Below are 24,313 nucleotides of genomic sequence, written 5' to 3' on the forward strand. Positions count from 1 at the left end.
AGCCGCACCTGTGAGCAGTGCCGACGACCAGACCACCACAGCCAGCACCGAGCTGCGCGCCGACATCCGCCGCCTCGGCGACCTGCTGGGCGAGACCCTCGTACGTCAGGAGGGCTCAGAGCTCCTCGAACTGGTCGAGAAGGTCCGCCGCCTGACCCGTGAGGACGGCGAGGCCGCCGCCCGCCTGCTCGGCGGCACCGAACTGGAGACCGCGGCCAAGCTGGTCCGCGCCTTCTCCACGTACTTCCACCTGGCGAACGTGACCGAGCAGGTCCACCGCGGACGCGAGCTGCGCGCCCGGCGTGCCGCCGAGGGCGGACTCCTCTCCCGTACGGCGGACCGGCTCAAGGACGCCGACCCCGAGCACCTGCGCCAGACCGTGGAGCACCTGAACGTGCGCCCCGTCTTCACCGCGCACCCCACCGAGGCCGCCCGTCGCTCCGTCCTCAACAAGCTGCGCCGCATCGCCGAGCTCCTGGAGACCCCGGTCATCGAGTCCGACCGGCGCCGCCACGACACGCGTCTGGCCGAGAGCATCGACCTGGTCTGGCAGACCGACGAGCTGCGCGTCGTCCGCCCGGAGCCCGCCGACGAGGCACGCAACGCCATCTACTACCTGGACGAGCTGCACGCCGGCGCCGTCGGGGACGTACTGGAAGACCTCACCGCCGAGCTGGAGCGCGTCGGCGTCCACCTGCCGGAAGGCACCCGGCCGCTCACCTTCGGCACCTGGATCGGCGGCGACCGCGACGGCAACCCGAACGTGACGCCCGCCGTCACCTGGGACGTCCTGATCCTCCAGCACGAGCACGGCATCAACGACGCCCTCGCCCTCGTCGACGAGCTGCGCGGCTTCCTCTCCAACTCCATCCGCTACACCGGAGCCACCGAGGAACTGAAGGCCTCCCTCCAGCTCGACCTGGAGCGGCTGCCCGAGATCAGCCCGCGCTACAAGCGGCTGAACGCCGAGGAGCCCTACCGCCTCAAGGCCACCTGCATCCGGCAGAAGCTGGAGAACACCAAGGAGCGCCTGGCCCGCGGCACCGCCCACGAGGACGGGCGCGACTACCTCGGCACCGGTGAGCTCATTCACGACCTCACGCTGGTCCAGACATCGCTGCGCGCGCACAAGGGCGCGCTGTTCGCCGACGGCCGGATGAACCGCACGATCCGTACGCTCGCCGCGTTCGGCCTGCAGCTCGCCACCATGGACGTACGTGAACACGCCGACGCCCACCACCATGCGCTCGGCCAGCTCTTCGACCGCCTGGGCGAGGAGTCCTGGCGGTACGTGGACATGCCGCGCGAGTACCGGCAGAAGCTGCTCGCCAAGGAACTGCGCTCGCGCAGGCCGCTCGGTCCGTCGCCGGCTCCGCTGGACGCCGCCGGTGAGAAGACCCTCGGGGTCTTCCTCACGGTGAAGAAGGCCCTTCAGGTCTTCGGGCCCGAGGTCATCGAGTCGTACATCATCTCGATGTGCCAGGGCGCGGACGACGTCTTCGCCGCGGCCGTCCTGGCCCGCGAGGCCGGGCTCATCGACCTGCACGCGGGCTGGGCGAAGATCGGCATCGTGCCGCTCCTGGAGACGACGGACGAGCTGCGTGCCGCCGACGTCATCCTCGACGAGATGCTCGCCGACCCGTCCTACCGCAGGCTGGTGGCGCTCCGGGGCGACGTCCAGGAGGTCATGCTCGGCTACTCGGACTCCTCCAAGTTCGGCGGCATCACCACCTCGCAGTGGGAGATCCACCGCGCCCAGCGCAGGCTTCGCGATGTCGCGCACCGGTACGGGGTGCGCCTGCGCCTCTTCCACGGCCGCGGCGGCACCGTCGGCCGAGGCGGCGGCCCCTCGCACGACGCGATCCTCGCGCAGCCCTGGGGCACCCTCGAGGGCGAGATCAAGGTGACCGAGCAGGGCGAGGTCATCTCCGACAAGTACCTCGTCCCGTCCCTGGCCAGGGAGAACCTGGAGCTGACGGTCGCCGCGACACTCCAGGCCTCCGCCCTGCACACGTCCCCCCGCCAGTCGGACGAGGCTCTCGCCCGCTGGGACGCGGCCATGGACGTCGTCTCGGACGCCGCGCACTCCGCGTACCGCAAGCTGGTCGAGGACCCGGACCTGCCGACGTACTTCCTCGCGTCGACGCCGGTCGACCAGCTCGCCGACCTGCACCTCGGTTCCCGGCCCTCCCGCCGTCCCGGCTCGGGCGTCTCGCTCGACGGCCTGCGCGCCATCCCGTGGGTCTTCGGCTGGACGCAGTCGCGGCAGATCGTGCCGGGCTGGTTCGGCGTCGGCTCGGGCCTCAAGGCGCTGCGGGAAGACGGTCTGGACACCGTGCTCGGCGAGATGCAGGAGCACTGGCACTTCTTCCGGAACTTCCTCTCGAACGTCGAGATGACGCTCGCGAAGACGGACCTGCGGATCGCCCGCCACTACGTGGACACGCTCGTCCCGGACGAGCTGAAGCACGTCTTCGACGTCATCGAGGCGGAGCACGCGCTGACGGTGCAGGAGGTCCTGCGCATCACCGGCGGCGAGCAACTGCTCGACTCCCACCCGGAGCTCCAGCAGACGTTCGGCATCCGGGACGCCTACCTGGACCCGATCTCGTACCTCCAGGTCGCGCTCCTCAAGCGCCAGCGTGACGCGGCCGCGGCGGGCGAGGAGCCGGACCCGCTCCTTGGCCGGGCACTGCTGCTCACCGTCAACGGTGTGGCAGCGGGCCTGCGCAACACAGGCTGACCCTTTCGGGTGGGCGCTCCGGGACCCGGAGCGCCCACCCGCAGGTCACTCGCAGGCCACCCATAGATCCCCGCAGGTCAGAACGCCAGCGTCGCGAAAGACGCCGTCAGCAGGGCGCCGCCCGCCAGGGCCAGGCCGCACGCCGTACGGGTCAGGCGCAGACCCCCGGCCACCACCACCGCGGCCAGGAGCAGCGCGCCGCCCAGCGGCAGCCACGCGTGGAGGAACCCGGGGCCGCCCGTGCGCACGACCTCAGAGGTGCCGGGCTTCACGGCCACCGGGATCCGCGCGCCCTTCTTCTCCGCGATCGAGCGGTCGATCTCGACCCGCTCGCGCGGCTCGAAGCCGTCGGTCGACGGGACGTACGAACCGACGCAGGTGTCGGAAGAGCACCGCGTGACCCGCATCGTGCCCTGCTCCCGCTCATCGCCGAGCATCACGTGCTGAGCCGTGCCCCAGGACGCCCAGACACCCGCGACGAGCAGCAGCACCGCGAGCCCGCCCATGGCCGTCCGGCGACCCAGAAGCAGCAGATTCATGGCGGCGATCCTTGGCCATGGCACTGCGCTGAGTCAACTGCTCAGGAGTTGTACGAGCTCTGCGCCCGCTCCAACCCGTCGATCACCAGACATTCCGCCGCGTCCGCCGCCCGGTCCACGAAGTAGCCCAGCTCCTTGCGCTCCGCCGACCCGAAATCCTTCAGGACGAAGTCCGCCACCTGCATCCGCCCCGGCGGACGCCCGATCCCGAACCGCACCCGGTGGTAGTCGGGACCCATCGCCTTCGTCATCGACTTCAGACCGTTGTGGCCGTTGTCGCCGCCGCCCAGCTTCAGCCGCAGCGTCCCGTAATCGATGTCCAACTCGTCGTGGATCGCGACGATGTTCGCCGTCGGCACCTTGTAGAAATCGCGCAGCGCCGTCACCGGACCACCCGACACGTTCATGTACGACATCGGCTTCGCCAGGACGACCCGGCGGCTCCCCGGCCCCGCCGGACCGATCCGGCCCTCCAACACCTGCGCCTGCGCGCGCCCGCTCCGCTTGAACGAGCCACCGATCCGCTCCGCGAGAAGATCGGCCACCATGAAGCCCACGTTGTGCCGGTTCATGGCGTACCCAGGGCCTGGATTGCCCAGACCCACGATCAGCCAGGGCGCGCTGGGGTCCGTCGTCATCTGCATGTCTCCTTCATAGCCCAACCGCCGCCCCGCGCAGGAGCGCGGAGCGGCGGTTGGCAGAGTCGGAACTCAGGCGATCGCAGTCGAGGCTCAGGCCTCGGCGCCCTCGCCCTCACCCTCGGTCTCCTCGGCGGCCTCCTCGGCCTGCGCGGCCAGGACCTGGAGGACGACGGCGTCCTCGTCGACGGCGAGCGTCGTGCCCTTGGGCAGCGTGATGTCCTTGGCGAGGACGGTCGCACCGGCCTCGAGACCGGCGATGGAGACGGTCACCGACTCCGGGATGTGCGTGGCCTCGGCCTCGACGGGCAGCGCATTCATCACGTGCTCGAGCAGGTTGCCGCCCGGGGCGAGCTCACCCTCGGTGTGCACGTAGATGTCGACGTTGACCTTCTCGCCCTTGCGGACGAGGAGCAGGTCGACGTGCTCGAGGATGCCGGTGCGCACGGCGTCACGCTGGACGGCCTTGGGGATGACCAGCTGGCTCTTGCCCTCGATGTCCAGGTTGATCAGGACGTTCGGGGTCTTCAGCGCCATCAGGGTGCCGTGGTGCGGCAGGGCGATGTGGATCGGGTCGCCACCGTGGCCGTAGACAACGGCGGGCAGCTTGTCGGCGCGACGCAGACGGCGGGCAGCGCCCTTGCCGAACTCGCTGCGGACCTCGGCGGTGATCTTCACCTCGGACATGTGCACTCCTCGTATAAAGCGGTGACGGAACAGAAACGGTCACCCGGCCACGACTTACTGGCCTGCTACGAAGAGCGCGTCGATAACGGACCGCCGTACTGCAATGAGTACGGCCTCCCTCGCCGAGCAACTCCGTGAGTCTACCCGGCGGGGAGGCCGCCCCAGAAATCGATCTTCAGTAAGCCCGCAGGGGCTACGCCTGCTCGTCGAAGAGGCTCGTCACCGAACCGTCCTCGAAGACCTCACGCACCGCGTTCGCGATGGTCGGCGCGATCGAAAGCACCGTGATCTTGTCGAGCTCCAGGTCACCCGGGTCGGGCAGCGTGTCCGTGAACACGAACTCGCTCACCTTGGAGTTCTTCAGACGGTCCGCGGCCGGGCCCGACAGCACGCCGTGCGTCGCCGTCACGATGACGTCCTCCGCACCATGCGCGAACAGCGCGTCAGCGGCGGCGCAGATCGTGCCACCCGTGTCGATCATGTCGTCGACCAGGACACAGACACGGCCCTTCACGTCACCCACGACCTCGTGCACGGTGACCTGATTGGCGACGTCCTTGTCACGGCGCTTGTGCACGATCGCGAGGGGCGCGCCCAGACGGTCGCACCAGCGGTCGGCGACACGGACACGGCCGGCGTCGGGGGAGACCACGGTCAGCTTCGAACGGTCGACCTTCGCGCCCACGTAGTCCGCGAGGACCGGCAGCGCGAAGAGGTGGTCCACCGGGCCGTCGAAGAAGCCCTGGATCTGGTCCGTGTGCAGGTCGACCGTCAGGATGCGGTCCGCGCCCGCGGTCTTCATCAGGTCCGCCACCAGACGGGCCGAGATCGGCTCACGGCCGCGGTGCTTCTTGTCCTGACGCGCGTACCCGTAGAACGGCACGATCACGGTGATGGAGCGGGCCGACGCACGCTTCAGCGCGTCGATCATGATCAACTGCTCCATGATCCACTTGTTGATCGGAGCCGTGTGGCTCTGGATCAAGAAGCAGTCCGCGCCACGAGCCGACTCCTGATACCGCACGTAGATCTCGCCATTGGCGAAATCGAAAGCCTTCGTCGGCACGATGCCGACACCCAGCTTGTGTGCGACCTCCTCGGCCAACTCGGGGTGGGCGCGGCCGGAGAAGAGCATCAACTTCTTCTCGCCGGTCGTCTTGATCCCGGTCACAGCACTTGTCTCCTCAGACGAGTTCTTCCCGCTGCCGTACCCGCGCGTCCCGTTGCGCTGAGCCGGCCGAAATGATGTGCATCTATCACGGTACGCCGAGTCCGACGCACCTGTTTCCGGTCAGCTTCCGCTTGCCGAATCCCTGGACCCCCCGGACGCCGCCTCCGCCGCCCGCGCCGCCGCGCTCCCCGGACGCTTCCGCGCCACCCAACCCTCGATATTCCGCTGCTGGCCACGGGCCACAGCCAACGAACCCGCCGGAACATCCTTCGTGATGACCGAACCCGCCGCCGTATAAGCGCCGTCCCCCACAGTGACAGGAGCCACAAACATGTTGTCCGAACCCGTCTTGCAATGAGACCCCACCGTCGTGTGGTGCTTCGCCTCACCGTCGTAATTCACAAAGACACTCGCAGCGCCGATGTTGGTGAAATCACCGATCGTCGCGTCACCCACATACGAAAGATGCGGCACCTTCGTGCCCTCACCGATCGTCGCGTTCTTCATCTCCACATACGTACCGGCCTTGGCCTTCAGGCCGAGCCGAGTGCCCGGCCGCAGATACGCGTACGGACCGACGCTCGCCTGCTCCCCGACCTCCGAGTCGTACGCGACCGTGTTGTCCACCCGCGCCCCCGCACCCACCCTGACGTTCGTCAGACGGGAGTTGGGCCCCACCTCCGAGCCCTCACCGAGATGCGTGGAACCCTGGAGCTGCGTACCCGGGTGCACCAGTGCGTCCTGCTCGTACGTCACCGTCGCGTCGATCCACGTCGACGCGGGATCCACGACCGTGACACCGGCCAGCATGGCCTCGGTGAGCAGGCGGTCGTTCAAGGTGCGGCGGGCCTGCGCCAGTTGCACGCGGTTGTTGATCCCGGCGATCTCCTCATGATCACCAGCGACGGCGGCACCCACCCGATGTCCCGCCTCACGCAGGATGCCCAGGACGTCCGTCAGGTACTCCTCACCCTGACTGTTGTCCGTACGCACCTTGCCCAGCGCCTTCGCGAGCAGCTGCCCGTCGAACGCGAACACCCCGGAGTTGATCTCACGGATCAGCCGCTGCGTCTCAGTGGCGTCCTTGTGCTCCACGATGCCGGTCACCGCTCCGCTCTCGCCGTCCCGCACGATGCGGCCGTACCCGGTCGCGTCCGGGACCTCGGCGGTCAGCACGGTCACGGCGTTGCCGTCGCCGGTATGCGTCGTGGCCAGCTTCCGTAGGGTCGCGCCGGTCAGCAGCGGGGTGTCACCACAGACGACGATCACGGTCCCGTCCACGGCACCGCCGAGCTCGTCCAGACCGATGCGGACGGCGTGACCGGTGCCCTTCTGCTCGCGCTGGTACGCCGTGCGTACGTCGGGGGCGACGGCGGAGAGATGCCCGATGACCTGTTCGCGGGCGAACCCGACGACGGTGACGAGCCGCTCCGGGCTCAGCGCGTACGCGGCTTCGAGAACATGCCCGATGAGGGAACGCCCACAGATCTCATGCAGGACCTTGGGTGTGGCCGACTTCATGCGGGTGCCCTCACCCGCTGCGAGGACGACGACGGCTGCCGGGCTGTTGGCGCTCACGGGGGTGCCCTTCGGCTTCGGATGTGCGGGGAGTGGACATCCGCAGGATACCGGGGCGTTGTGGGGCGGAAATGAGGGCGGGTCCTGACCGTGGCGGTCAGGACCCGTTCTGCGCTGCTCCCGGGGAAGGAATCGAACCCTCATTCAATGGACCAAAACCATTTGTCCTGCCATTAGACGACCCGGGATGGTCTGCGCGTTATGCCCGATTCGGTTGATCCGGTCGGTGCGCCGACAACACTATGCCGTACCAAGCGCCTTCGATGCGACGGTACAAGGCGGCACTCTGAAGGACTTTGACCACCAGGCAGCCGCGGTAGGCGGCCCCCACGTTCTTACGGACGGTTCTCGGGTTGTGCTTCTTGAGCGTCGTCTTGTTGAAGATCTGGTCCGCGCCCACGAGGTCGGCCCAGTAGCGCTCGGCGGCTGCCACGTCGGCGGATTCGTGGATCATCACGGAGAAACGCAAGCGTCGGCGCTCCACGCCGACAAGGTCGAGCCAGGCCAGAAATACCTCGATCATCCCGGGGTCGCTGTTCACGAACGTGACGTTCTCCCGGCGGGCGTGTGGCTTGTCCTTGGTCCCCTCAGCCCAATAGAGGGCAACGCCCGTGAGGAACAGCTCGCGCTCCGACATGCTGCCGATCGATCGGGCGGCGGCCTCCTTCACACGCTGCCGCTCCTCGTCCCGCGCCGCCAGCTCGTGCTCCCACCGCTTCCGTGCCGCCAGCTTCGCCTGCTCCGAGGGGTCGCGCCGCTCCGGCTTCGGCAGATCCCGCACCCATAGTGAGATCGAACCCTTCGAGCACCCCAGCTCGACCTGGATCTGGTCGTACGTGAGTCCCTTGACCCGCAGCTCCCGCGCCCGTTCCCGGAGGTCGTCCTTCGCGTTCGGGCGCTTTGTCCACTCCGGGGGCGGCTCGCCCTCCAGGAGGCGGTTGAGGATGTCGTTGTTGTCGACGTGCAGCCGGTCTCGGATCTGGCGGCGGCTCAGCCCTTCGCGCCGCAGCCCGATCGCCCGCTCCCGCAGTCCCTCGAAGTCGGCGTACTTGCTCGTGATTTCCGTCATGTGACGACCCTTGTCCGGAATGCGGACGTCCGGCAGGAATCCGGGGGCGGTTCAACAGTTCGAGGGATTCCGGGCGGTTTCGCTTCTCGTCGAACAGTGCGTGTGCTCGATCACCGGGCACGAAACTCGCCGGAAAAGGAGGGCTTGTCGCCCGTAGGCTGGAAGGCATGACCACGACGGGGGAGAACCACAACGCGGCCGTGACCGGGCCGTGGTGGTGGGAGCGGCGGCGTAGTGCCGTGCTGGATGTGGGGCTCGCGTTGGCCTCGGCCGCGGAATGTGGGGCCGAGGGGATCACGTTCGCGGGGGACACCGGGGTTCCTGTGGGGGTGGGGGTCGCCTTCGGGGTGGTGGCCGGGGCCTCGCTGGTGCTGCGGCGGCGGTGGCCGATCGCGGTGGTGCTCATCTCCATCGCCATCACGCCCGCCCAGATGGGGATCATCCTGGGCATCGTCGGGCTGTACACCCTGGCCGCGTCCGAGTTGCCCCGGCGGATCATCGGGTCGCTCGCCGGGATGTCCCTGCTCGGGACGTTGATCGTGACGCTGGTGCGGACGCGGCAGGACATGGAGAGCGGGGAGCTGGGGTTCGCGGAGGGGTTCATACCGTTCATCGCGATCACCACCTCGATCGGGGTGACCGCGCCCCCGATCTTGTTGGGGCTGTATGTCGGTGCTCGGCGGCGGCTCATGGAGAGTCTTCGGGAGCGTGCGGACAGCCTTGAGCGTGAGTTGCAGCTGCTGGCCGAGCGGGCCGAGGAGCGGGCCGAGTGGGCGCGCAATGAGGAGCGGACCCGGATCGCGCGGGAGATGCATGACGTCGTCGCGCATCGAGTGAGTCTGATGGTTGTGCATGCTGCTGCCCTGCAGGCTGTCGCCCGGAAAGATCCTGAGAAGGCCGTCAAGAATGCGGCTCTCGTGGGTGACATGGGGCGGCAGGCGCTGACCGAGTTGCGCGAGATGCTCGGGGTGTTGCGGACGGGGGAGAGTCCGCCCGCGGTGGGTGGCAGGCACGGGTCGGTGTCCGATGCGGTGCCGTTGGCCGCTGTGGGGTTCGCCGCGGCGGCTGCCGCCTCACGTGCGGTGGATGAGGACGGGCCGTGCCTGGCGGAGCTCGATGAGCTGGTGGGGCAGTCGCGTGCGGCGGGGATGGCGGTGGATCTGTCCGTCGAGGGCGAGTCGCGTCCGTACGCGGCGGATGTGGAGCAGACCGCGTACCGGGTGGTGCAGGAGGCGCTGACGAACGTGCACAAGCACGCGGCGGGCGCCAAGACGTATGTGCGGCTGGCGCACCGTGGCGCGGAGATCGCGATGCAGGTGGAGAACGAGCCGCCGCCGGAGGCGGGGCCCGGGGACGCCCGGTTGCCCAGTGGGGGCAATGGTCTGGTGGGGATGAAGGAGCGGGTCACCGCGTTGGGCGGGGTGTTCGTGTCGGGGCCGACGGATGCGGGTGGTTTCCGGGTGTCGGCGGTGTTGCCGGCGGCTGCGGCTTAGTTCCGTGGGCCCGTACTCCGCCTGTGGTCAGTTCGCCTTGAGGCGTTCCGGCTGGGTGCCTGATGCCAGGGTGGCGAGGGCTTCGTCGATGTGGGCGCCGAGGTACCAGTCGCCGCTGTGGTCGAGGCTGTAGACGCGGCCTTCGGCGTCGATGGCGAGGAGCGCCTGGGTCTCGGTCTCCTCTCCTATGGGGCAGACCTCGGTGTCGAGGGCGCGGCCCAGGTCGCCGAGGGTGCGGGCCAGGTGGAGGCCGTAGAGGGGGTCCAGGTGGACGGTGGCGGGCGCTATGTGGCGGCCGGGGCCCTGCGGGGTGATGTGCAGTCCGCCGAATTCGGCCCATGCCTCGACGGCGGCGGGGAAGACGGCGTGCCGGTGTCCTGCCGGTGAGGTGTGGCGGCGCAGGACGTCGGCCCAGATCTCGGCCTGCTTTATGTCCCAGCGTCCGGGGAGCCAGCCGGCGGCGCGCAGGGCTGCGTCGACGGGGACGGGGAAGCGGGGGGATGCGGCTGTGGGGGTGGTGGGGTGGTCGGTGTGCTGTTCCGTGTGCATGGGTGCCCTCGTTGCGGTTCGCGGCTGTGGTTCGCGCTCGATCGCGTGACTCGATCGCGTGGATCGCGGTTTGACTGCGGCTGGTTCGCGCTGGTTCGCGGCCTGGTGGGGTCAGGATTCCGGTGTCGCGGGGTCCACGATCCGTACGCCGAAGTGCGCTGTGAGGGCGGTGCAGGAGCGGCAGGGGCGGGCGAAGGCGCCGTGGAGGGGGTCGCCGTCCTCGCGGATGCGGCGGGTGGTGAGTTTGGCGTGTTTGAGTGCTTTGCGGGCTTCGCCGTTGGTCATGGGTTTTCGTGCCGCTCGTTTGGACCGGCTTCCGTCGGCCGCCGTGAGGTGGCGCGAGATGAGGATGGCTTCGGCGCACCGCCCGGTGAAGCGTTCGCGCTGGCCGCTTGTGAGGGTGTCGAGGAAGTCCTGTACGAGTGGGTGCAGAGCGGGAGGTTCTTCGCCGCGTCCCGCGGTGCAGGTGAGGGTGGCGCCGCGCACGGAGAGTGCCGCGGCGACGGTGGGAAGTATGCCGTCGCGGCGCTGTCGCAGGGTGGGCGCGTGGGCGGACGTGCTGCTCCAGTCGACGCGTGGGTCCCCTGTGCCGGTGGGGTTCTCGGGGCTCGCCAAAGGTGCCGTCGTGGCCGTCGTGCGGCCGGCCGTGCCGGTCTGTGCCGTGTGCATGGTGGTGCTTCCCTCCCCGCAACTCGCGGTCGTGACCGCGTGTGCCACGCCCCCGCGTTGCGGTGACAGCCTGCCAAATGGGGCGGGTGGTGCGGAAGCTGGGGCGCCGCGACACGCCTGGCTTTCGTCGCACGGTGACGGTCCGGTGGCTGCTGGTCATGGAACCGGAGGCCCGGTGACCGGTGTCGTCCTTGCGCATAGGCTGTCGACATCCGCAGTCTGCGGAACGCAGGACGAAGTACGCACAATCCACGCACACCGACATCCATGCACAGTGATCCGCAGAACCATTAACAGTGCCGCAGGGGGCAACCGCCATGACGACAGGTCGGCTGGGGCAGCAAGCCGCGCCGCCGAACGCGGCCTACGCCGGGCAGGTCGTGCATTTCCCGGACCCGGTCCGGGCCACGCGCCATCCCAGAGGCGTGCGCGTGGACGAGCACGGCTATCCGGACTTCTCGGCCTACGCGCGTGCGGCCGCCGAGATCGCCGAGCCCCCGGAGGGCTTCGGCGTCGACGAGCTGCGCCTGACGGACTACGTCTCCGCGAACGCGGCGATGGCCGCGGCGGATCATGAGCTGTGGGACACCATTCCGCCGGTGGCGACGCCGCACGGCTGGACCTGGCACCACGTGCCGGGCGGCAGGCGCCTCGAGCTGGTCCCGGTGGAGGTGAAGGCGCTCCTGCGGCATCACGGCGGGCTCGCCACGACGCCGGTCGACCAGAACAAGAGGGGCACGCGTCCGCTGCAGGAGACCCGCCCCGCGCATCTGGCGCTGCCGAAGTCGGCGGTCGCGGTGAGCGAGCAGGAGATCCTCGGTACGGAGGAGGAGTTGGGCTACCGGCTGCCGGGTGCCTACCGTTCCTTCCTCAAGGCCGCGGGCGGCTGCGCGCCGGTGGGTACGGCGCTCGACGCGGAGCTCGGCCTCCTGATCGACCAGCCGTTCTTCACGGTGCGGGACGAGGCCGCGGTCAACGACCTGGTGTACGTGAACAAATGTCTGCGCGACCATCTCACCAAGGATTACTTGGGGGTCGGTTTCGTGCAGGGTGGTCTGCTGGCCGTGAAGGTCAAGGGCGATCAGATCGGTTCGGTGTGGTTCTGCGCGTACGACGACGCGCGTGACCAGGATGCCTGGCCGCCTGCCGAGCGGGTGCAGCGGTTGCTGCTGCCGTGCGGCGACGACTTCGACGCGTTCTTGTCCCGGCTCGCGGGGAATCCGCCGGAGTTGGAGACCGTGGCGAACCTGATGGTGGACGGCGGCTTCGCGCGCGCCGTCCCGGTGGGGGAGTGACTTGTCGATGGTGACCTTCGCGCAGGCGCAGGAGCGCGCCGAGGAGTGGATCAACGGCGATGTGCCCGGATACCAGCACCGTGAGGTGCGGGTACGGGAGTTCGAGCTCGGTTTCGTCGTGTGGGCGGAGGACCGTGAGAACGGTCCGGTGTCCGACGGCGGCCGTCAGCGGCTCGTCATCGCGCGTGACAGCGGGGATGCCTCGCTCTGGCCGGGGCTGCCGGTCGGTGAGGTGATCCGTCGGTACGAAGAGGAGTACGGGGTCCCGGACGCGGCGCCGGAGGAAGCGGCTCCCGCCCCGCCGGAGCGGGTCGACCTGAATCAGACGTCGTTCCTGTTGAGCCCTCCGGAGTGGCTCCAGGAAGCGGCGGACAAGCTGGGCATCCCGGATCGCAGGGCGGAGGATCGCAGGGCGGAGCCCGCGAGCACGAGGTCGCCTGCTGCTCCCGCCGCGCCTGCTGCTCCCGCCGCGCCTGCGCCTGCCGCGTCCGCCGCTCCCGAAGCGCCCGGTGGCGGTACGCCGTGGCCGGCGGCCGGGGCGTCGAGTGAGCCCGCGGGGGGCACCCCGTGGGCCGGTACGGACACCAACGCGGAGTCCGGCGACGACCGCTCGGTGCCGGCGCCCGCGACGGTGTTCGCGCCGCCGCTGGTCGGCGGCGACGATGACGACACCCCGCCGCCCGGTGTGGCGCCGGAGGCCAAGACCGCGCTGATGCACGGCGGCAGCAGCCTTCCGTCGACGACTGTGGCCCCCGCGCTCGACGGCCCGAACCTGCCGCCGCCCCCCGCGGGCGCCGGTGCTCCCGCTCCTGACGCGTCCGCGTACGGCTATCCGCAGGGACCCGGTGGACCCGGTGGACCCGGTGCGCCCGGCGCTCCTGGTGCGCAGCCTCCGGCCGCCGCTCCTGGGCCGAATCTGCCGCCGCCGCCCGCCGGTGGCGCGGTGAACATGCCGCCGCCTCCGGGCGCGAGCGCTCCGGACCCGTCCGCGTACGGCTATCCGCAGGGCCCCGATCCCGTCGCGGCCCAGCACTCGGCGCCGCCCGGCGCCGGGGACATCGCCGACGCCGCGACCAGCAAGGCGCAGGCGCCGCCGCGTGGAGCGCGTGGGAGCAGCGCGAGTACACCGCCGCCTCCGGGCGCACCCGGGACTCCCGGTGCGCGTCCGGGGAGTACGCCGCCGCCGTCCGGGCCCGGTGCTCCGGGCACCCCGGCGGGCGGTTACGTACCGACGCAGATGGTCTCTTCACTCGGTCCCGACGGGCCTCAGCCGCCCGCGTCTCCGGACGCGCCGCAGCCGCCCGGTGCGCCGGGTGCTCCGGGTACGCCTCCCGGTGGTGTGCACCATGCGGCGACGATGCTGGCCGATCCGAGCCTGGGCGGTCCTGGTGGGATCAAGCCGCCGGGTGCTCCTGGTGCGCCGCAGCCTCCCGGCCCGCCCGGCGCTCCGGGTGCGCCGCAGCCTCCGGGTGCGCCGGGTGCTCCTGGCGCTCCCGGCGGCGGCGTCCACCATGCCGCGACTCAGCTGGCCGGGCCCGCGGTCGGTGGCCCCGGTGCGCCTCTGCCGCCGCAGGCCCCGGGCGCTCCGGGTGCCCCCGGCATGCCGCCTCCGGCTCCGGGCCAGCCCGCTCCCGGTCAGCCCGCTCCGGGCCAGCCCTACGGCTACCCGCAGCCGCCGACCGGTCAGCCGACCGTCGGCCCCGGCTACCAGGCCGTACTCCGCTATCGCGCGCAGGACGGCTCCGAGCAGCAGCTCATCCGCCGCTCGGCGCCCGGTACTCCGCACCCGGAGTGGCAGATCCTGCATGAGCTGCGCGGCATGAACGTGCCGCCGCAGCAGGTGCTCGAACTCCACACCGAGCTGGAGTCCTGCGAGCTGCCGGGCGCGTACTGCGCCCGGATGATCCGCGAGACCTGGCCGCAGGCGCGGATCACGAGCATCGCCCCGTACGGCAGGGACCACGCGTCCCGGCAGGGCGGCATGCAGCAGCTCATCGCGCACCAAGGCGAGTTGCACCAGGTCGCGGACGGTCCTGCGCGTCCGGCGCCGGTGCGCGCGCCGCTGCCGCAGGTGCAGCCCGCGCCGCCGATCCCGCCGGAGGGCGTGGCGCAGGAGCTGGTGGGCGCGTTCGGGCCCGGCATCTTCCGCTTCGACCAGCGTGCGGTCTCCCGGCAGGGCGTGCCCGACCTCGTGGCGCACACGCTGGTGGTGGCGGGTCTGCCCGTCGACTTCGGTCCGTTCTTCTGGGCGCAGGCCCAGCCGGGGCGTCCAGTGCCGACCCTCGCCGAGACGGCGCAGGAGCGTGGTGTGCAGCCGGCGTCGGACGCCGGTTCGTACCTCGTCATGGGCAGCGACTTCGGCCGCGCGATCTGTGTCCAGTACGGCACGGCGAACATCGTCGCGGTGCCGGTGGAGGCCGGTCCCGGTGGTGCTCCGGTGCCGCCGCAGTTCGTGAACACGGGCCTGCCGGAGTTCGCGCGCTGCCTGGCGCTCCTCGGCCGCATGTGGCGGCTGCGGTTCGGGCTGAACCAGGAGCAGGCGGGCCGCTGGACCGTGGACTTCCAGGGCCAGCTGGCGGCGCTCGATCCGGCGGCGTTGGCTTCGCCGGAGAGCTGGTGGTCGGTACTCCTTGAGCAGATGTGGGACGGATTGCTCTGAGCGGGGCCCTGCCGGGCCGCTCAGGCATACGAGGCGCTCGCCCCCCTGCGTGGGGGCGGGCGCCTCGTGCGTTCCTTTGCCGCCGCGGGTGCGTTCTTGTGCCGCCGCGAAGCGGCGGGCTTGGTGCGGCGAGTAGGGCTGTGCCCCGCTGTGGAGGAGCCGATACGCCTATTTCCGACTTCCGGCAGGAATAGCGCATCCTTGAGCGGATGAGACACGCGGAGTGTCGCGTTATGAGCGCTTCCGCTTGATCCATCAAGATGTGCGCCAATCGCGTAGTACGCGCGTGGTGCGTCGGAGGAGGGATTCAAGGATGAGCAGCGGTGCAACGGCGTCGGAGCACGGCTTCGTCGCCGTGCGCGGACGTGGCTACCGTCCCGAGCAGGTGGACGCGTACGCCTTTGATCTGTCCCAGGACCGCGACGGCGCGTGGGAACGTGCCGCCCGGCTCACCGTCCTCGCCAAGGAGATGGAGGCGGAGGCGGAGCGCCTGCGGGACGTGGTGTCGCGGCTCGCCCCCCAGACGTACGAGACGCTGAGCGAGCGCGCGCGGGCCATCCTCGCCCTGGGTGAGGAGGAGGCCGCCGCTGTACGGGCGTCGGCCGAAGCCGACGTGAAGAGGGTGACGGAGGCGGCCGAGGCGGAGTCCCGTGAGGTCCGTGGGGCCGCTCGTGCGTACGCCGACGAGATCATCGGCGAGGCCGATGAACGGGCCCGGCAGCGGCTGCTCGCCTGCCGCGCGACCGCCGACGAGTCGCGGGTCGCGGCCCGCCGTGACGTGAAGGAGTGGCGGGGCGAGGCCCTTGCCGCGCTGCGGGAGACGCGCGAGCGCAGCGCCGCGCTCCTGGAGGAGCAGGAGAAGGAGCACGCCGAGCGCTGGGAGGCCGCCGAGCGGGAGATCGCCCGGCGGGAAGCGGAGGCGGAGGCTCACGAGGCTTCGCTCGTGGCCGCCGCCGAGGCCGGCCTGTCCGAGGCCAAGCGTGCCTTCGCCGAGGCGGAGGAGTCCGCACGGCACGGGCAGGAGGACGCGGAGGCACGGGGCGCGGAGCTGGTCGCTGCCGCGGGGGTCCGGGAGGAGGGCATCGCCCGGGAGACCGAGCGGATGCTGCGGGAGCACGGGGAGGAGTGGGACGAGGTGCGGGCGCACATGGAGCATGTGCGGAGCAGTCTCGCTGCACTGACCGGGCGGGTGTCCTAGGCCGCCGCTTCGCGGCGGATTTTTTCCCGCCCACCCCCCGAGCACCCCGCGTCGAGCCGAGCGCCCCGCGTCGCGTTCCCCTGGGAGGGTGGCCGATTGCCTGCCTCGCCTACCTTCTCGTCACCCCCGCCAAGATCCAGCCCTCCACCGCCTCGTACCGCCTGCGCTGTTCGTCCCGCTCTCGTGGGCCCGACGACACCGTGCCGAGCCAGCCCAGGAGGAAGCCGAGGGGGATCGATGCCAGGCCTGTCGTGGTGAAGGGAAACCAGTTGAAGTCGTGGTTCGGGAACGCCGAAGTGGGGGCGCCCGAGACCAGGTTGGTGCCCGTCATGAGGATGATGGAGCCCAGGGTGCCGCCGATCAGGGTCCACAGGAGGCCCTTGCGGGTGTAGCGGCGCCAGAAGAGGCTGTAGACGAGTGCCGGGGCGAGGGCGGACGCGCCCAGGCAGAACGACAGCGTGACCAGTGGCTGCAGGTTGTGGTGCTGGACCATGACCGCGAGGACGATCGCCACGCTTCCCACGACGAGCGCCGAGACGCGGGCCAGTGTCATCTCCCTGCGCGGGCTGATCTCCCTCTTCAGGTGCGCGAAGACGTCGTGGGCAAGGGAGTTGGCGCAGGCCAGGATCATTCCGGCGACCGAGGCGAGCAGCGTCAGGAAGATCGCTGTGGTGACCGTGGTGAAGAGGAGGGTCTCCGCCGTCGATGCGTTCGCGCCGAACACCGCCTTGGCGCTCAGTAGGTAGGCCGTGTTGCCCTGCGGGTCCGCCTGGGCGATCGCGGCCCGTCCGAGCATCGCAGTCGCGCCGAAGCCGACGATCGCGATGATGATGACGAAGAGTGCCACCAACGACACCGCCCATGACATCGAGCGGCGCACCTCGCGCGCGCTGCGCGCCGTGTACATCCGCATCGTGACGTGCGGCAGGCACGCGCCTCCGAGTACCACCGTCAGCTCCGAACTGATCATGTCCAGCCGGGGGTTGGGTCCGCCCGAGAACTGGAGTCCGGACTGGAGGAAGGCCGGGCCGACCCCGCTGCCCTTCTCGGCGGCGGCGAGCAGTGCGCCAAGGTCCCAGTCGAAGCGGCTCAGGATCAGGGCGGCGATGACCGTGCCGGAGCCCAGGAGCATCACGATCTTCAGGATCTGGATGAGGGCGGTGCCCTTCATGCCGCCGATCGCCGCGTAGCTGATCATGAGTGCGCCGAGTGCGACGACGCATCCCGTCTTCACGCCTTCGCCGGAGAACCCGAGGATGAAGGAGAGCAGGTCGCCCGCGCCGGCGAGTTGCACCAGCATGAGGGGGATCAGCGCGGCCAGGGTCGCCGCGCACGCGGTGATGCGTACGGCGCGGCCCGGCATCCGGCGGGTCAGTACGTCGCCCATGGTGAACTGGCCCGCGTTGCGCAGGGGTTCGGCGAGCAGGAACATCAGGAGCATGAGGGACAGGGCCGTGCTCAGGGCCAGGACGACCCCGTCGTACCCGAGGAGCGCGATCACTCCGCCCGTGCCGAGTACGGTCGCCGCCGAGATGTAGTCGCCTGCGATGGCCAGGCCGTTGCGCATCGGTGAGAGGGCGCCGTAGCCGGTGTAGAACTCGCCGAGGTTGTCACGGTCGGGGCCCGTCATCACGCACAGGAGCAGCGTGAGGGTGACGACGGCGGTGAACGCCACCAGGGACATGGCCTGTGCCGAGTCGGCGGCCAGAGTGACTCCGGGGCTCACCGGCAGGGCGGAAGGGCTCATCGGTTGGCCTCCAACTCCGCCAGTTTGCGCAGCCGTTCGGCCAGCGGGTCGACCCTGCGGCGGGCCGTGTACTCGTACAGCGCTATGGCGAGCAGGGTGACGGGTACCTGGCACAGGCCGAGCAGGAGGCCGGTGGAGAGCCCGCCGGAGACCGTGTCCGTCATCAGGGACGGGGCGAAGGCGGAGAGGATCAGGAAGAGCGTGAAGTAGCCGAGCGCCGTGAGGGTGGCGACGCGGCGCTGCCAGCGGTAGGCGCTGCGCAGATGGCGCAGGTCGCTGTGGCGGCCAAGTGCGGGGTGCCGGGGCAGCCTTGAGGGCGGTGGGGGAGGGGGCGGTGCGACGGGCTGCCAGGGGTAGGTGGGGTAGGAGGGGGAGGAGTCGTGCGGGGGGAGGTGGGGGTGGTAGGAGGAGTGGTGCGGGTTCTGGGGCTGGCGAGGGGTTTGGGGCTGGTGCGGGTTTTGGGGCTGGTGAGGGTAGGGCATCCCGGTTCTCCTTGCGCGGCGTCGGTCCGGTGCGGGACCGCAGGGAGCGAGAGGTGAGAATCGAGCACGTTACTTGTAAGTAGTAGAGCCGCGTAAGGTTTTGCACATACTGATTGGTCGGTCTATTCGGCCGGTCTATTCATGTGGCCTTCATGCGACGTCAGTTCGGTGTTCTGCTTGCTCTCCGGGGTCTTTGGATCCCCGTTATCCGGGGGTTCCGCGCCGATTACCGGAAAGCGCCGAGGGGCCAGGAACACCAGGACGAGAAGGGCGATCACCGCCGCGCATCCCGCCCCCACGTACACCGTGTCGACCGCCGTGTCGACGGCACGGCGCAGCCGTTCGGGGTCGGCGACCGCGGCCGGGTCCGCGGTGTTCTCAAGGGCGTGCGCCACCGAGTCCAGGGAGCCCGCGCCGCCCAGACGGGACGTGAGGACTCCGTTGGCGACCGCGCCGAAGACCGCGGCGCCCAGGGTCTGGCCTATCTGGCGGCAGAAGAGGATCGACGCCGTGGCCGTGCCGCGCTCGGACCAGCCGACGGTGGACTGCACCCCGACGATCAGCGGCAGTTGGAAGAGCCCGAGTGCCGCGCCGAGCAGCAGCATGATCAGGGCCGGCTGCCAGGCCTGCCCTGGGTAGGGCAGGAAGGGGAACGCGAAGAGGAAGAGGGCGGCCCCGCCGATGCCGATGAGCGCCGTGTCGCGAAAGCCCAGCCTGCGGTAGACGTGCTGGCTCAGGGCGGCGGAGACGGGCCAGCTCAGGGTCATGACGGAGAGCACGAACCCGGCGGCGATCGGCGCGAGGCCGAGCACGGACTGGGCGTACGTCGGCAGGAAGACGGTGGGCGCGACCATCAGGAGGCCGAGCGCGCCCAGGGCGAGGTTGACCGCGGCGATGGTGCGCCTGCGCCAGACCCAGCCGGGGATGATCGACTCCGCCGCGCGCCGCTCGATGACCACGACCGCCCCGGCGAGCAGCAGCCCGGCCGCGAACAGCCCGAGCGAGGGCGCCGAGAGCCAGCCCCAGGCGACGCCGCCCTGCACGAGCGCGGTGAGCAGGACGCCGCCGCAGGCGAAGACGGCGAGCGCGCCCGCCCAGTCGGTTCGCCCCCGGGTCGCCTGCTCGCGCTGCGGCTCGTGGAGGTGGCGCACGATCAGCCAGAGGGCCACCGCGCCGATGGGCAGATTGATCAGGAAGATCCAGCGCCAGTCCGCGTACGCGGCGATCAGGCCGCCGAGGGCCGGTCCCGCGATCGATGAAGCGGCCCATACGGTGGACAACTTGGCCTGGATCTTGGGGCGTTCCTTGAGCGGGTAGAGGTCGGCGGCGAGCGTCTGCACCGTGCCCTGGAGCGCGCCGCCGCCCAGGCCCTGGACGACGCGGAAGGCGATGAGCGCGCCCATGTTCCAGGCCACGGCGCACAGGGCCGAGCCGATCAGGAAGAGGATGCTGCCCGCGATGAGGACGGGCTTGCGGCCGAAGGTGTCGGAGAGCTTGCCGTAGATGGGCAGGGTGACGGTGACGGCGAGCAGATAGCCGGAGAAGAGCCAGGAGAAGACGGAGAAGCCGCCGAGGTCGCCGACGATCTGCGGGATGGCGGTCGAGACGATGGTGGCGTCCAGGGCGGCGAGCGCCATGGCGAGCATGAGCGCGGCGACGACGGGTCCGCGCCGCCGCCGTATGTCATCCGTGCTCGACGTATTCGCGTTGTCGTCCGCGTTGTCGTCCGCGTCCACCGAGATTCCTTCCCCCTGCATCTACTTGCTCCGGGCCACCTTCTCACCCGGTGCGCCTCCGGGGCAGGGGTGGAGAGCATCCGGGCAGGTGGGCCGGTGTCCGCTCGTCACGAGGGTGGAGCGACCCCGAGAACGGCTCCACCGGCGGGTGGAGATCCCCTAGGGGATCCTCCGTACTACGGACCGGGGGGCGTTCGTACTGCTGGAGGACGAGAAGGCGGCGGGCGCTTCTTAGATTGGCTTTATGCCGACGGGGCGGACCGGGGAGACCTCGGGGCGGACCAGGGAAACCTCGGGGCGGGCGAGCCACACCTTCGGGGGTGGGGTTTTCCCCCGCAGAAGACTGCGCCGGGCACCAGGGCGCTCGAGCCGCCGGACCACCAGACTCTTTATGCGTAGCGAACACACCTGACCCACCGCACAACCGACTTAGGAGACTTACCGTGACATCGGCTGTAACCATTCCCAGGCACGGGGGCACTGGAGGGCGTACGGCCGTGGCGGCACGGGCGCGCCAGGTCGTGAAGGCGTACGGAACCGGGGAGACCCGGGTCGTCGCGCTCGACGAGATCGACGTGGACATCGCCCGCGGGCAGTTCACCGCGATCATGGGCCCCTCCGGCTCCGGCAAGTCGACCCTGATGCACTGCCTCGCGGGCCTCGACACCGTCTCCTCCGGGCACATCTACCTCGACGAGACCGAGATCACCGGCCTGAAGGACAAGAAGCTCACGCAGCTGCGCCGGGACCGGATCGGCTTCATCTTCCAGGCGTTCAACCTCCTGCCGACGCTCAACGCCATCGAGAACATCACGCTCCCGATGGACATCGCGGGCCGCAAGCCCGACCGCGGCTGGCTCGACCAGGTCGTGGAGACCGTCGGCCTCGCGGGGCGTCTCAAGCACCGTCCGACCGAGCTCTCCGGCGGCCAGCAGCAGCGCGTCGCCGTGGCCCGCGCCCTGGCCGCGCGGCCCGAGATCATCTTCGGTGACGAGCCGACCGGAAACCTCGACTCCCGTGCGGGAGCGGAGGTGTTGGGCTTCCTGCGCAAGTCGGTGACCGAGCTGGGCCAGACCATCGTGATGGTCACGCACGACCCGGTGGCGGCCTCGTACGCGGACCGGGTGCTCTACCTCGCTGACGGCCGGATCGTCGACGAGATGTACGCGCCGACCGCCGAGACCGTCCTGGACCGCATGAAGGACTTCGACGCGCGGGGGCGTACGTCATGACCGTCCTCAAGACCTCCATGCGCAACTTCTTCGCGCACAAGGGCCGCATGGCGCTCTCCGCCGTGGCCGTGGTCCTGTCGGTGGCGTTCGTCTGCGGCACGCTCGTCTTCTCCGACACGATGAACACGACGTTCGACAAGCTCTTCGCCGCGACGTCCGCCGACGTCACCGTCACCTCCAAGTCCGCGACGGACCCGGGCGACCGGCCCGACACGGGCAAGCCCGAGTCGATGCCCGCCTCCGTCGTCGAGCAGGCGAAGAAGGCGCAAGGCGCCAAGTCCGCCGAGGGCGCGGTCGTCAGCGAGAGCGTCACCGTCGTCAACTCCGAGAAGAAGAACGTCGGTCCGACCGGCGGCGGCCCGACCATCGCGGGCAACTGGACGCACAACGACCTGCGTTCGATGGACATCACCTCCGGGCACGCCCCGCGCGGACCCACCGACGTGATGATCGACGCCGACACCGCGGACAAGCACCACCTCAAGATCGGTGACGAGCTGCGCACCATCGCCGTCACCGGCGACCACACCGCGCAGATCTCCGGCATAGCCACCTTCAAGGTGACCAACCCCGGCGCGGCGATCGTCTACTTCGACACCGCGACCGCACAGCGCGAACTCCTGGGCGCCACCGGCCGGTTCACGCACGTCAACGTGACCGCCGACGCGGGCGTCAGCGACACCGTCCTCAAGCGGAACGTCGGCGAGACCATGGGCGCGGACGCCTCCGCGTACGAGGTCAAGACGCAGAAGGAGAGCTCGGACGACAACCGCAAGAGCGTCAGCGGCTTCCTGGACGTCATGAAGTACGCGATGCTCGGCTTCGCCGGGATCGCCTTCCTCGTCGGCATCTTCCTCATCATCAACACCTTCTCGATGCTGGTCGCCCAGCGCACCCGCGAGATCGGCCTGATGCGCGCCATCGGCTCCAGCCGCAAGCAGGTCAACCGCTCCGTGCTCGTCGAGGCGCTTCTTCTCGGCGTCATCGGCTCGGTCCTGGGTGTCGGCGCGGGCGTCGGGCTCGCCGTCGGCCTGATGCAGCTCATGTCCGGCATGGGCATGGAACTGTCCACGCAGGACCTCACGGTCAAGTGGACGACCCCCGTGGTCGGCATGGTCCTCGGCATCGTCGTCACCGTCCTCGCCGCCTACCTCCCGGCACGGCGCGCCGCCAAGGTCTCCCCGATGGCCGCCCTGCGCGACGCGGGGACACCGGCCGACGGCCGGGCCAGCGCCCTGCGCGCGGTCATCGGCCTGGTCCTCACCGGCGCGGGCGTATTCGGCCTCTACACCGCGTCCCAGGCGGACAAGGCGAGCGAGGGCTCGCTCTTCCTCGGCGGTGGCGTGGTCCTCACCCTCATCGGCTTCGTCGTCATCGGCCCGGTCCTCGCGAACGGCGTGGTCCGCGTCATCAGCGCCGTACTGCTGCGGTGGTTCGGCCCCATCGGACGGATGGCCGAGCGCAACGCCCTGCGCAACCCGCGCCGCACCGGTGCCACAGGCGCGGCCCTGATGATCGGCCTCGCGCTTGTCGCCTGCCTCTCCGTGGTCGGCTCCTCGATGGTCGCATCGGCCACGGACGAGCTCGACAAGTCGGTCGGCGCGGACTTCATCATCCAGTCCGACAACGGCCAGGCGATCACGCCGAAGGCCGCGAAGTCCCTGGAGAAGGCCGACCACATCGCCCACATCACCCAGTACAAGGACATCAAGGCGGACCTGACCGCCCCGAACGGCAAGACCGCCAAGGAAGTGGGCCTGAGCGCCGCCGACGCTACGTACGCACAGGACCTGCGCAGCGAGACCGTCGCGGGCAAGCTCGCCGACGCCTACAAGCCGGACTCCATGTCGGTCGGCGAGGACTTCGCCAAGGACCACGGCATCGCACTCGGCGACAAGGTGAAGCTCGCCTTCGACCACGGCAGGACCGGCGAGATGACCGTCCGCGCCATCACGTCGAGCGAGTCGACGATCGACCAGGGCGCGATGTACGTGAACATCGCGACCGCCGAGAAGTACGTGCCCGCAGACCGGATGCCGCCGAACGAGATCATGTTCGCCAAGGCGGCGGAGGGCCGGCAGGACGCGGCGTACACGTCGCTGAAGGCGGCCATGTCCGACTACCCGCAGTACAAGGTCATGGACCAGACCGACTTCAAGCAGACCCTGAAGGACCAGGTCGGCCAGATGCTGAACATGGTCTACGGTCTGCTCGGTCTCGCGATCATCGTCGCGATCCTGGGCGTGGTGAACACCCTGGCCCTCTCGGTGGTCGAGCGCACCCGTGAGATCGGCCTGATGCGGGCGATCGGCCTCTCCCGCCGCCAGCTCCGCCGCATGATCCGCATGGAGTCGGTGGTCATCGCCCTCTTCGGCGCGCTGCTCGGCCTGGGCCTCGGCCTGGGCTGGGGAGCGACGGCCCAGAAGCTCCTGGCCCTTGAGGGCCTGAAGGTCCTGGAGATCCCCTGGCCGACGATCATCACGGTCTTCATCGGCTCGGCGTTCGTGGGCCTGTTCGCGGCGCTCGTCCCCGCCTTCAGGGCGGGCCGGATGAACGTCCTGAACGCGATCGCCACGGAGTAGCTCCCGCTACGGGGGTGCGGGAGAGTCGGCCCCCGGCAGGCGGTGCCTGCCGGGGGCCGACTCGTGTGTACCGGTCCGGCCTCGTCCGGCCGCCGCGCCGTTCCTGGGGCTCCGCCCCGGACCCCGGTCCTCAAACGCCGGACGGGCCGGATAAACACTTTCCGTGCGGCGGCTGTCAGTCCGTAGTCGTACGCTGGAGATCCCCCGGCCCGTACGACGTGCCGGGCGGTTCGCGTTGCCCCACGC

The 24,313-nt window shown here is 70.1% G+C and carries 18 protein-coding genes and 1 tRNA gene; 7 read left to right on the forward strand and 12 right to left on the reverse strand.

The window, feature by feature from the left end; translation table 11 throughout:
* The first annotated feature begins 10 nt into the window (after positions 1 to 10).
* Positions 11 to 2,743, forward strand: coding sequence for a phosphoenolpyruvate carboxylase (gene ppc, locus AC5P1C_RS09085; RefSeq protein WP_493865172.1), 2,733 nt, complete (start codon positions 11 to 13; stop codon positions 2,741 to 2,743).
* A gap of 77 nt (positions 2,744 to 2,820) precedes the next feature.
* On the opposite strand, the gene AC5P1C_RS09090 is transcribed toward ppc, so the two are convergent.
* The 7 genes from AC5P1C_RS09090 to AC5P1C_RS09120 all read right to left on the reverse strand — a co-directional run bounded on the left by AC5P1C_RS09090 (position 2,821) and on the right by AC5P1C_RS09120 (position 8,425).
* Entirely contained in the window at positions 2,821 to 3,282 is a 462-nt protein-coding gene (locus tag AC5P1C_RS09090; protein WP_493865173.1) for a hypothetical protein, read from the reverse strand.
* A 41-nt stretch (positions 3,283 to 3,323) separates the two neighbouring features.
* Positions 3,324 to 3,926 carry an aminoacyl-tRNA hydrolase gene (gene pth, locus AC5P1C_RS09095; RefSeq protein WP_493865174.1) on the reverse strand — a complete coding sequence of 201 codons (603 nt, stop codon included), beginning with the start codon at positions 3,924 to 3,926 and terminating at the stop codon, positions 3,324 to 3,326.
* 87 nt (positions 3,927 to 4,013) lie between these two features.
* The gene (locus AC5P1C_RS09100; RefSeq protein WP_493865175.1) at positions 4,014 to 4,607 is read right to left on the reverse strand and encodes a 50S ribosomal protein L25/general stress protein Ctc; all 594 of its coding nucleotides are present in this window, start codon (positions 4,605 to 4,607) and stop codon (positions 4,014 to 4,016) included.
* A 193-nt stretch (positions 4,608 to 4,800) separates the two neighbouring features.
* Entirely contained in the window at positions 4,801 to 5,778 is a 978-nt protein-coding gene (locus tag AC5P1C_RS09105) for a ribose-phosphate diphosphokinase (RefSeq protein WP_266866016.1), read from the reverse strand.
* Between the two features lie 120 nt (positions 5,779 to 5,898).
* Entirely contained in the window at positions 5,899 to 7,356 is a 1,458-nt protein-coding gene (glmU, locus tag AC5P1C_RS09110; RefSeq protein ID WP_493865176.1) for a bifunctional UDP-N-acetylglucosamine diphosphorylase/glucosamine-1-phosphate N-acetyltransferase GlmU, read from the reverse strand.
* Between the two features lie 117 nt (positions 7,357 to 7,473).
* Positions 7,474 to 7,544: transfer RNA gene (locus tag AC5P1C_RS09115), tRNA-Gln, on the reverse strand.
* 11 nt (positions 7,545 to 7,555) lie between these two features.
* Positions 7,556 to 8,425: a hypothetical protein gene (locus tag AC5P1C_RS09120; RefSeq protein WP_493865177.1), complete on the reverse strand. Its 870-nt coding sequence runs from the start codon at positions 8,423 to 8,425 to the stop codon at positions 7,556 to 7,558.
* A gap of 167 nt (positions 8,426 to 8,592) precedes the next feature.
* On the opposite strand from AC5P1C_RS09120, the gene AC5P1C_RS09125 reads away from it, so the two are divergent.
* Entirely contained in the window at positions 8,593 to 9,918 is a 1,326-nt protein-coding gene (locus tag AC5P1C_RS09125; RefSeq protein WP_493865178.1) for a sensor histidine kinase, read from the forward strand.
* Positions 9,919 to 9,945: 27 nt separating this feature from the next.
* Here the strand turns inward: AC5P1C_RS09125 and AC5P1C_RS09130 are convergent, their stop codons facing one another.
* Both AC5P1C_RS09130 and AC5P1C_RS09135 read right to left on the reverse strand, forming a co-directional pair.
* Positions 9,946 to 10,467 (reverse strand): SUKH-3 domain-containing protein, encoded by a 522-nt coding sequence (locus AC5P1C_RS09130; RefSeq protein ID WP_493865179.1) that lies wholly within the window; start codon positions 10,465 to 10,467, stop codon positions 9,946 to 9,948.
* Between the two features lie 111 nt (positions 10,468 to 10,578).
* Positions 10,579 to 11,136 (reverse strand): YwqJ-related putative deaminase, encoded by a 558-nt coding sequence (locus AC5P1C_RS09135; protein WP_493865180.1) that lies wholly within the window; start codon positions 11,134 to 11,136, stop codon positions 10,579 to 10,581.
* Positions 11,137 to 11,453: 317 nt separating this feature from the next.
* Here AC5P1C_RS09135 and AC5P1C_RS09140 point away from each other — a divergent pair, with 317 nt between their 5' ends.
* The 3 genes from AC5P1C_RS09140 to AC5P1C_RS09150 all read left to right on the forward strand — a co-directional run bounded on the left by AC5P1C_RS09140 (position 11,454) and on the right by AC5P1C_RS09150 (position 16,288).
* Positions 11,454 to 12,431 carry an SMI1/KNR4 family protein gene (locus AC5P1C_RS09140; protein WP_493865181.1) on the forward strand — a complete coding sequence of 326 codons (978 nt, stop codon included), beginning with the start codon at positions 11,454 to 11,456 and terminating at the stop codon, positions 12,429 to 12,431.
* Between the two features lie 7 nt (positions 12,432 to 12,438).
* The gene (locus tag AC5P1C_RS09145; RefSeq protein ID WP_493865182.1) at positions 12,439 to 15,090 is read left to right on the forward strand and encodes an SUKH-4 family immunity protein; all 2,652 of its coding nucleotides are present in this window, start codon (positions 12,439 to 12,441) and stop codon (positions 15,088 to 15,090) included.
* Positions 15,091 to 15,403: 313 nt separating this feature from the next.
* A complete protein-coding gene (locus AC5P1C_RS09150; RefSeq protein ID WP_493865183.1) occupies positions 15,404 to 16,288 on the forward strand; it encodes a cellulose-binding protein in 885 nt (294 codons plus the stop codon).
* Positions 16,289 to 16,397: 109 nt separating this feature from the next.
* Here the strand turns inward: AC5P1C_RS09150 and AC5P1C_RS09155 are convergent, their stop codons facing one another.
* The 3 genes from AC5P1C_RS09155 to AC5P1C_RS09165 all read right to left on the reverse strand — a co-directional run bounded on the left by AC5P1C_RS09155 (position 16,398) and on the right by AC5P1C_RS09165 (position 20,274).
* Positions 16,398 to 18,035: a sodium/solute symporter gene (locus tag AC5P1C_RS09155; protein WP_493865184.1), complete on the reverse strand. Its 1,638-nt coding sequence runs from the start codon at positions 18,033 to 18,035 to the stop codon at positions 16,398 to 16,400.
* Complete coding sequence (locus tag AC5P1C_RS09160; RefSeq protein WP_493865185.1) at positions 18,032 to 18,517, reverse strand: DUF485 domain-containing protein; 486 nt, start codon at positions 18,515 to 18,517, stop codon at positions 18,032 to 18,034. The genes AC5P1C_RS09155 and AC5P1C_RS09160 overlap by 4 nt, the downstream gene beginning before the upstream one ends.
* Positions 18,518 to 18,639: 122 nt before the next feature.
* A complete protein-coding gene (locus AC5P1C_RS09165) occupies positions 18,640 to 20,274 on the reverse strand; it encodes an MFS transporter (protein ID WP_493865186.1) in 1,635 nt (544 codons plus the stop codon).
* 422 nt (positions 20,275 to 20,696) lie between these two features.
* Here AC5P1C_RS09165 and AC5P1C_RS09170 point away from each other — a divergent pair, with 422 nt between their 5' ends.
* Both AC5P1C_RS09170 and AC5P1C_RS09175 read left to right on the forward strand, forming a co-directional pair.
* Positions 20,697 to 21,485, forward strand: coding sequence for an ABC transporter ATP-binding protein (locus tag AC5P1C_RS09170; RefSeq protein WP_493865187.1), 789 nt, complete (start codon positions 20,697 to 20,699; stop codon positions 21,483 to 21,485).
* Positions 21,482 to 24,067 carry an ABC transporter permease gene (locus AC5P1C_RS09175; RefSeq protein ID WP_493865188.1) on the forward strand — a complete coding sequence of 862 codons (2,586 nt, stop codon included), beginning with the start codon at positions 21,482 to 21,484 and terminating at the stop codon, positions 24,065 to 24,067. The genes AC5P1C_RS09170 and AC5P1C_RS09175 overlap by 4 nt, the downstream gene beginning before the upstream one ends.
* The last annotated feature ends 246 nt before the right edge of the window (positions 24,068 to 24,313 follow it).

It is taken from the genome of Streptomyces sp. A18 (assembly GCF_059026065.1).